At 68.4% G+C, this 5300-nt stretch carries 8 protein-coding genes; all 8 read left to right on the forward strand.

Annotation, left to right across the window (positions count from 1 at the left end; translation table 11 throughout):
- The first annotated feature begins 77 nt into the window (after positions 1–77).
- The 8 genes from ACFPOB_RS31005 (at position 78) to ACFPOB_RS31040 (ending at position 5189) form a co-directional block, all read left to right on the forward strand.
- Positions 78–467 (forward strand): hypothetical protein, encoded by a 390-nt coding sequence (locus ACFPOB_RS31005; protein WP_377801977.1) that lies wholly within the window; start codon positions 78–80, stop codon positions 465–467.
- An 84-nt stretch (positions 468–551) separates the two neighbouring features.
- On the forward strand, positions 552–1376 hold the full coding sequence (locus ACFPOB_RS31010; protein WP_377801978.1) for a peptidoglycan-binding protein: 825 nt from the start codon (positions 552–554) through the stop codon (positions 1374–1376).
- Entirely contained in the window at positions 1373–1777 is a 405-nt protein-coding gene (locus tag ACFPOB_RS31015) for a hypothetical protein (RefSeq protein ID WP_377801979.1), read from the forward strand. Before ACFPOB_RS31010 ends, ACFPOB_RS31015 begins: the two co-directional genes overlap by 4 nt.
- A gap of 11 nt (positions 1778–1788) precedes the next feature.
- Positions 1789–2238: a hypothetical protein gene (locus ACFPOB_RS31020; protein WP_377801980.1), complete on the forward strand. Its 450-nt coding sequence runs from the start codon at positions 1789–1791 to the stop codon at positions 2236–2238.
- A gap of 18 nt (positions 2239–2256) precedes the next feature.
- The gene (locus ACFPOB_RS31025; protein WP_377801984.1) at positions 2257–2604 is read left to right on the forward strand and encodes a DUF2730 family protein; all 348 of its coding nucleotides are present in this window, start codon (positions 2257–2259) and stop codon (positions 2602–2604) included.
- Positions 2601–2903 carry a VpaChn25_0724 family phage protein gene (locus ACFPOB_RS31030; protein ID WP_377801981.1) on the forward strand — a complete coding sequence of 101 codons (303 nt, stop codon included), beginning with the start codon at positions 2601–2603 and terminating at the stop codon, positions 2901–2903. The genes ACFPOB_RS31025 and ACFPOB_RS31030 overlap by 4 nt, the downstream gene beginning before the upstream one ends.
- Positions 2900–3475, forward strand: coding sequence for a phage protein Gp27 family protein (locus tag ACFPOB_RS31035; RefSeq protein ID WP_377801982.1), 576 nt, complete (start codon positions 2900–2902; stop codon positions 3473–3475). Before ACFPOB_RS31030 ends, ACFPOB_RS31035 begins: the two co-directional genes overlap by 4 nt.
- Entirely contained in the window at positions 3468–5189 is a 1722-nt protein-coding gene (locus ACFPOB_RS31040) for a hypothetical protein (protein ID WP_377801983.1), read from the forward strand. Before ACFPOB_RS31035 ends, ACFPOB_RS31040 begins: the two co-directional genes overlap by 8 nt.
- Positions 5190–5300: the final 111 nt, after the last annotated feature.

Below are 5300 nucleotides of genomic sequence, written 5' to 3' on the forward strand. Positions count from 1 at the left end.
GCCGATGGCCTCAGATACATCGTCGAGGACGGCGTCCTGGTCACCGTGCTCGACCAGCGCGCGAAGGTGCGCCCGCGATGACGGCGCTGCCGCCGCCCACTGACGAGATCGCGCGCCTGGTCGAGCTGATCGGCCCGGAGGCGGCGCTGCGCCTGGTCGAGGCGCGTGGCGGCACGCGGATTTATGTCGGCGGCCGCGATAGCGGAGTTCTGGCCGAGATCGTGGGGGTTGACGCGGCCGCCGCCTTGCATGCGAGATATGGCCGCGAGGATCTGAAGGTTCCGATCGCTCGGCCGTGGCGGGTGCTGTGCTATCTCGCCATGGGGCTCTCGCAAGAGGCGGCGGCGCTCAAGGCCGGCTGCAGCCGCAACACGGTGCAGCGGGCCGTCGCCGAGTTCGGCCATCCCGGCGGGCGCCAGCCCCGCCAGTCCTCCTCACAGCTCGACATGTTCGACAAGACCGGGTGACGGCCCCGCGCGGGGCCGTGTCTCGCGTCGGAGCCGGCGCGCATCTTCGGCGGGAATTCCGACCCGGCCGGAGGCTCCCACTCAATGTCGCAGCAGCTCGTCGACCGGCTCGGCGTCGACATCCTGAAAGCCATGGCGCCGGCCGTGCCGGTCAGCAGGCGGGCTCGGCAGGCCGCGATCATCGCGGCGCTCGGCCCGGCACTGCCGATCGTGCTGCCGGACTACGACATCGTCACGCCGCGCCGGATCGAGCATTTCCTCGCGCAGGCTGCGCATGAATCGGCCGGCTTCAGCACGACCGAGGAGCTCGGCGGCCCCAGCTATTTCGCCCGCTATGACGGCCGTGCCGACCTCGGTAACGTCAAGCCCGGCGACGGCGCGCGCTACCACGGCCGCGGCATCTTCCAGCTCACCGGCCGGGCGAACTATCGCCGCATCGGCGGCCTGCTCGGGCTCGATCTCGAAGGCAAGCCCGAGCTCGCCTCCGATCCGGTCGTCTCGCTGCGCATCGCCGGCCTGTACTGGCGCGATCGCAAGATCGGGGCGATGGCGGAGGAGGATGACCTCCTGCGCGTCACCCGCGCGATCAACGGCGGCAAGAACGGTCTCGACGATCGTCGGCGCTATCTCGGCATTGCCAAGCGCGAGGTCGCCCGTTTGATAGCGGCCGGCATCCAGCCGGTCGATGCCGTGCACTATCCGGTGCTGCGCCGCGGCTCGGAAGGCGATGCGGTCGAGATCCTGCAGGTGCGTCTGCGCCAACAGGGCTTCCCGCTCACGCTCGACGGCGATTTCGGGCCGGCTACCGAACTCGCGGTCAAGGCCTTCCAGGCGCGTGCCGGCCTCCTCGCTGACGGTATCGTCGGGCCGCAGAGCTGGGCGGCGCTGATCCCGCGGGAGGGCGCATGACGGGCCGCCACGACTTCGACGCGCTCTGCGATCTGAAGGTTCGCCAGGCCAATCCGCTGCTGCCGGTTCGCCTCATGGCCGTTCTGGCCGTGCTCGCGATTGCGCTTTTCTGCCTTGCTCACTTCGCGCCAGCCCGGGCGCACTCCTTCTACCCGTGGGAGTGCTGCCACGACCGCGACTGCTGGCCCATGGGCGTCGACGCCGATGCGCGCGAGCCCGAGCCGGTCGAGACGGCCGCCGGGTGGCGGCTTCACGACGGCATCGTCATCCCGTTCGCCGAGACCAGGCCATCGCCGGACGGCCGCTTCCATGTGTGCCGCGGTGGCGGCCGGCTTGAGGGGCCGGTGATCGCGCCGTCGGGACGCAAGCCTTGTCTCTGGGCTCCGGCCCCGTCGTCCTGAAAGGATCTCCGATGCGCTTCCTCTCCGCCCTCGCGCTCGTCGCTGTGGCCGTGCCGGCCATGGCGGCCGAGCCGTCGCCGCTGCCCGACGGCGTCGCCATGCTGATCCAGTATTTCGCTGCCATGGTCGCGACCGTAGTGGTCGGCTGGATCGCCCTGGCGGCGAACCGGTTCCTTGGCATCAGCCTGGAAGGTCGGCACCGCGAGGCGCTGCACTCCGGTCTCACCACCGGCGCGAGCCTCATCCTGTCGATGGTCGCCGAGCTGATTGCTCAGGGACGCAAGCCGGAGGACGCCAGGCGCGTCGCTCTGCAGACGGGGCTGGAGTACGTGCGGCGCTCGGTTCCCGACGCGATCGCGGCTCTACATGCCGACGATGAGATGCTGCGGACGATGCTTCGAGCAAAGCAGGTCCAGATCGGCGGCGTTCCGGTCACGCGCCCTGTTGGCGTTCGCGGCTAGGAGCTCGGCGTGTCGGAAATGCTGGCCTTCCTGCAGAACCATGGCGGCGCGATCTCGATCCTGGTCGCGATCGCCACGGCGCTGATCGCGACCCGCTTCGTGACGAAGGAGCAGCACGAGAAGGCTGTGAGCTCGCTGGACGCGAAGTTCATCGTGGCGCTCGACAAGATCGACAAGTCCGAGGATCGCATCGCCCGTGTCGAGCAGGAGCTCGGTCACCTGCCGAGCCGCGAGACGGTTCATCGCATGGAGATCTCGCTGGCCAACCTCAACGGCGAGATGCGCGCCCTCGGTGAACAATTGAAACCGGTCGCGTCGATCTCGGAGCGGCTGCAGGAATTCTTGCTGGAGCAGGCCAAGCGATGAGCCTCGATCAGTTCATGCGCGAGGAGGCGCGCCTCATCATCCTGAAGGCTCTGGCCGAGCAGCAGGACGAGTCGCTCGGCAGCGAGATGCTGCGCCGGCACCTTGCGACCTTCGCCATCCGCCGTGAGCGTGAATGGGTTCACGACGAGCTTCGCTGGCTCGCCCAAATGGGAGCCGTGACCATCACGGCAGCTGGCACGATCCTCATCGCGACGCTGACCGAGAAGGGCGCGCGGCACCTGGCGCGCGAGATCGCGATCGAGGGCGTGATGCGCCCGTCGAGGCCGCGCCAGCAATGATCAGCAAGCGCGGGCGCCTTTCGACCCTCGACCTGCTGCCGATCGAGGCGGAGGAAGATGTCGCCTGGGCTTTTGCCGAGCTGCGCGCTCGCAAGCAGACGCAGGATGATATCCGTGACGCCCTGAACCTGCGCCTCAAGCTGAAAGGGCTCGGCCCGATTTCTGCCTCGGCCTTCAACCGGGCGGCCGTCCGGACCGCGCGGATGGCGCATCGCCTGGGCGAGGTTCGGGAGATGGCGTCCGCCCTGGCGACGAAGTTCGAGGACGGCGGCGATGAAGATCTCACGTTGATGGTCTCCGAGACCATCAAGGCGATGATCTTCGAGATGCTGGAGAACGCCGGGAACCTGAAGGCGAATCCGCTCACGGCCGAGATGATGGCGAACCTCGCCACCGCACTCTCCGGGGCAGAGCGCGCGAAGAAGATCAGTGCCGACACGCGCAAGATGATCGAGCGCGACTTCTCCAAGAAGGCCGAGGCGGCGATTGAAAAGGTCGGCAGCGCCAAGGGCCTGTCGCAGGAGACCAAGGAGGCGTTCCGCCGCGAGCTCTTCGGGGTGCGCGATGGCTGACGGCGAGATCCTGAAGGCGGCCGGCCGCGCCCTTCGCAAGGGTGCGACCGCGGCGGTCGCCGCGACGATGGCGATCACCGCCGCGATCGCCGATGTCACGGCCCGCCCGACGCGCGACCAGTGGGTCGAGATCCGCACGGCCCAGGGCCGCGCCACGCCGGCAAACTGGCGCGATACACCGGCATTGCTCGGCTACCAGCGCGCGCTTGCGATCGCCTGCGAGCAGTACGACGTCGTCGTCGTCGAGAAATCCCGCCGCACCGGCGCCACTTGGGGTGCCGCGGCAGACGCGGTGCTCCGCTCGGCCTCGTCGCGGGCCGATGGCGGCATGGACACGCTCTACATGGGCACATCCCATGACATGGCGAAGGAGTTCATCGACGCGGCGGCGCTCTGGGCCAGGCTGTTCGAGAAGGCCGTCGTCGACAGTGGCGACATCATCTTCGACGACGGCTCCGAGAAGGGCGTTCAGGCGCTGAAGATCGACTTCGCCTCTGGCTTCTCGATCGTCGCGCTGTCGTCGAAGCCGCGATCACTGCGCGGTCGCCAAGGCTTCGCCATCCTCGACGAGGCGGCCTTCGTCGACAACCTCTCCGAGCTGATCAAGGCGGCAATGGCCTTCCTGATCTGGGGCGGCAAAGTTCTAATCATCTCGACGCATAACGGCGCCGACAACGCCTTCAACCAGCTGATCACCGACATTCGCGCCGGCCGGCTGCGCTACGGCCTGGTGCGCTTCGACCTGGACGATGCGCTACGCGACGGCCTGTTCGAGCGCATCTGCCTGATCAATGCCCACAAGCACGGCGAATGGACGCCGGCGAAGGAGGCCGATTGGCGCGAAAAGCTGATCGGCGACTATGGCGATGGCGCCGACGAGGAGCTGTATTGCATCCCTTCGCAGGGCTCCGGCGCCTGGCTCTCCGGGCCGCTGATCGAGTCGCGGATGCACGATGCGCCGGTCCTGCGCCTCGCGTTCCCGGACAGCTTCACGATGCTGCCGGAGCATGTTCGCAAGGCCGAGGTGCAGCGCTGGATCGAGACCGAGCTAGAGCCGGTCATGCGCTCGACGCTGGACCCGGCCTTTCAGTCGGGCCTCGGCTTCGACGTCGGCCGCTACCGCGACCTCTCGGTCATTTGCCCGATCCAGATCACCCGGACCATGCGCCGCGTGGTGCCATTCATGGTCGAGCTCTCGAAGGTGCCCTTCCAGCAGCAGGAGCAAATCCGCGACGCGATCGTCCGGAGCCTGCCCCGCTTCATCGGTGGCCGCACGGACGCCACCGGCATCGGCGCCAGCCTGGCGGAATCCGGCACCCAACGCTTCGGGGCGAGCATGGTCGGCGTGAAATTCTCCACCGAGTGGTACCGGGTCGAGATGCCGCCGGTGAAGGCGGCCTTCGAGGACGATGCGATCAGCGTGCCGCGCGACGCCGAGATCTCGGCCGACCTGCGCGCCTTCAAGGTGATCAAAGGCGTCGCGAGCCTGCCGGCCCTTCGCGTCACCGCGGCCGCCGGCGGCACCCGTCACGGCGACGCCGGCATCGCCATCGTGCTGGCCTATTCGGCCACGCGCATGCCGTTCGTCCCCTACAGCTATCAGGCCGTCACGTCGTCCGGCCCGGCCACGGCAGATGGCCCGCGCGGATTCGGCGCTGATGATGAGCCGGACGGCGGCGGGATGCTGCCGAGGCTTCGCGGGAGGATGTTCTGATGGCGCGCCCCTCCAAGCTGCTCGGGCCCGATGGCAACCCGATTGACTATGACGATGTCTTCGGGCCGCCCAAGGCCGGGCCGACGCTCACCGGCGTGCGCTCGCCGATCT

Origin of the sequence: Allobosea eneae (assembly GCF_042657265.1) — a bacterium.
Taxonomy (GTDB): domain Bacteria; phylum Pseudomonadota; class Alphaproteobacteria; order Rhizobiales; family Beijerinckiaceae; genus Allobosea; species Allobosea eneae.

Bases quoted from the DNA above. Each gene is read 5' to 3' on its own strand.
- ACFPOB_RS31005 (WP_377801977.1), top strand. From the start codon at position 78: ATGACGGCGCTGCCGCCGCCCACTGACGAGATCGCGCGCCTGGTCGAG.
- ACFPOB_RS31010 (WP_377801978.1), top strand. From the start codon at position 552: ATGTCGCAGCAGCTCGTCGACCGGCTCGGCGTCGACATCCTGAAAGCC.
- ACFPOB_RS31015 (WP_377801979.1), top strand. From the start codon at position 1,373: ATGACGGGCCGCCACGACTTCGACGCGCTCTGCGATCTGAAGGTTCGC.
- ACFPOB_RS31020 (WP_377801980.1), top strand. From the start codon at position 1,789: ATGCGCTTCCTCTCCGCCCTCGCGCTCGTCGCTGTGGCCGTGCCGGCC.
- ACFPOB_RS31025 (WP_377801984.1), top strand. From the start codon at position 2,257: ATGCTGGCCTTCCTGCAGAACCATGGCGGCGCGATCTCGATCCTGGTC.
- ACFPOB_RS31030 (WP_377801981.1), top strand. From the start codon at position 2,601: ATGAGCCTCGATCAGTTCATGCGCGAGGAGGCGCGCCTCATCATCCTG.
- ACFPOB_RS31035 (WP_377801982.1), top strand. From the start codon at position 2,900: ATGATCAGCAAGCGCGGGCGCCTTTCGACCCTCGACCTGCTGCCGATC.
- ACFPOB_RS31040 (WP_377801983.1), top strand. From the start codon at position 3,468: ATGGCTGACGGCGAGATCCTGAAGGCGGCCGGCCGCGCCCTTCGCAAG.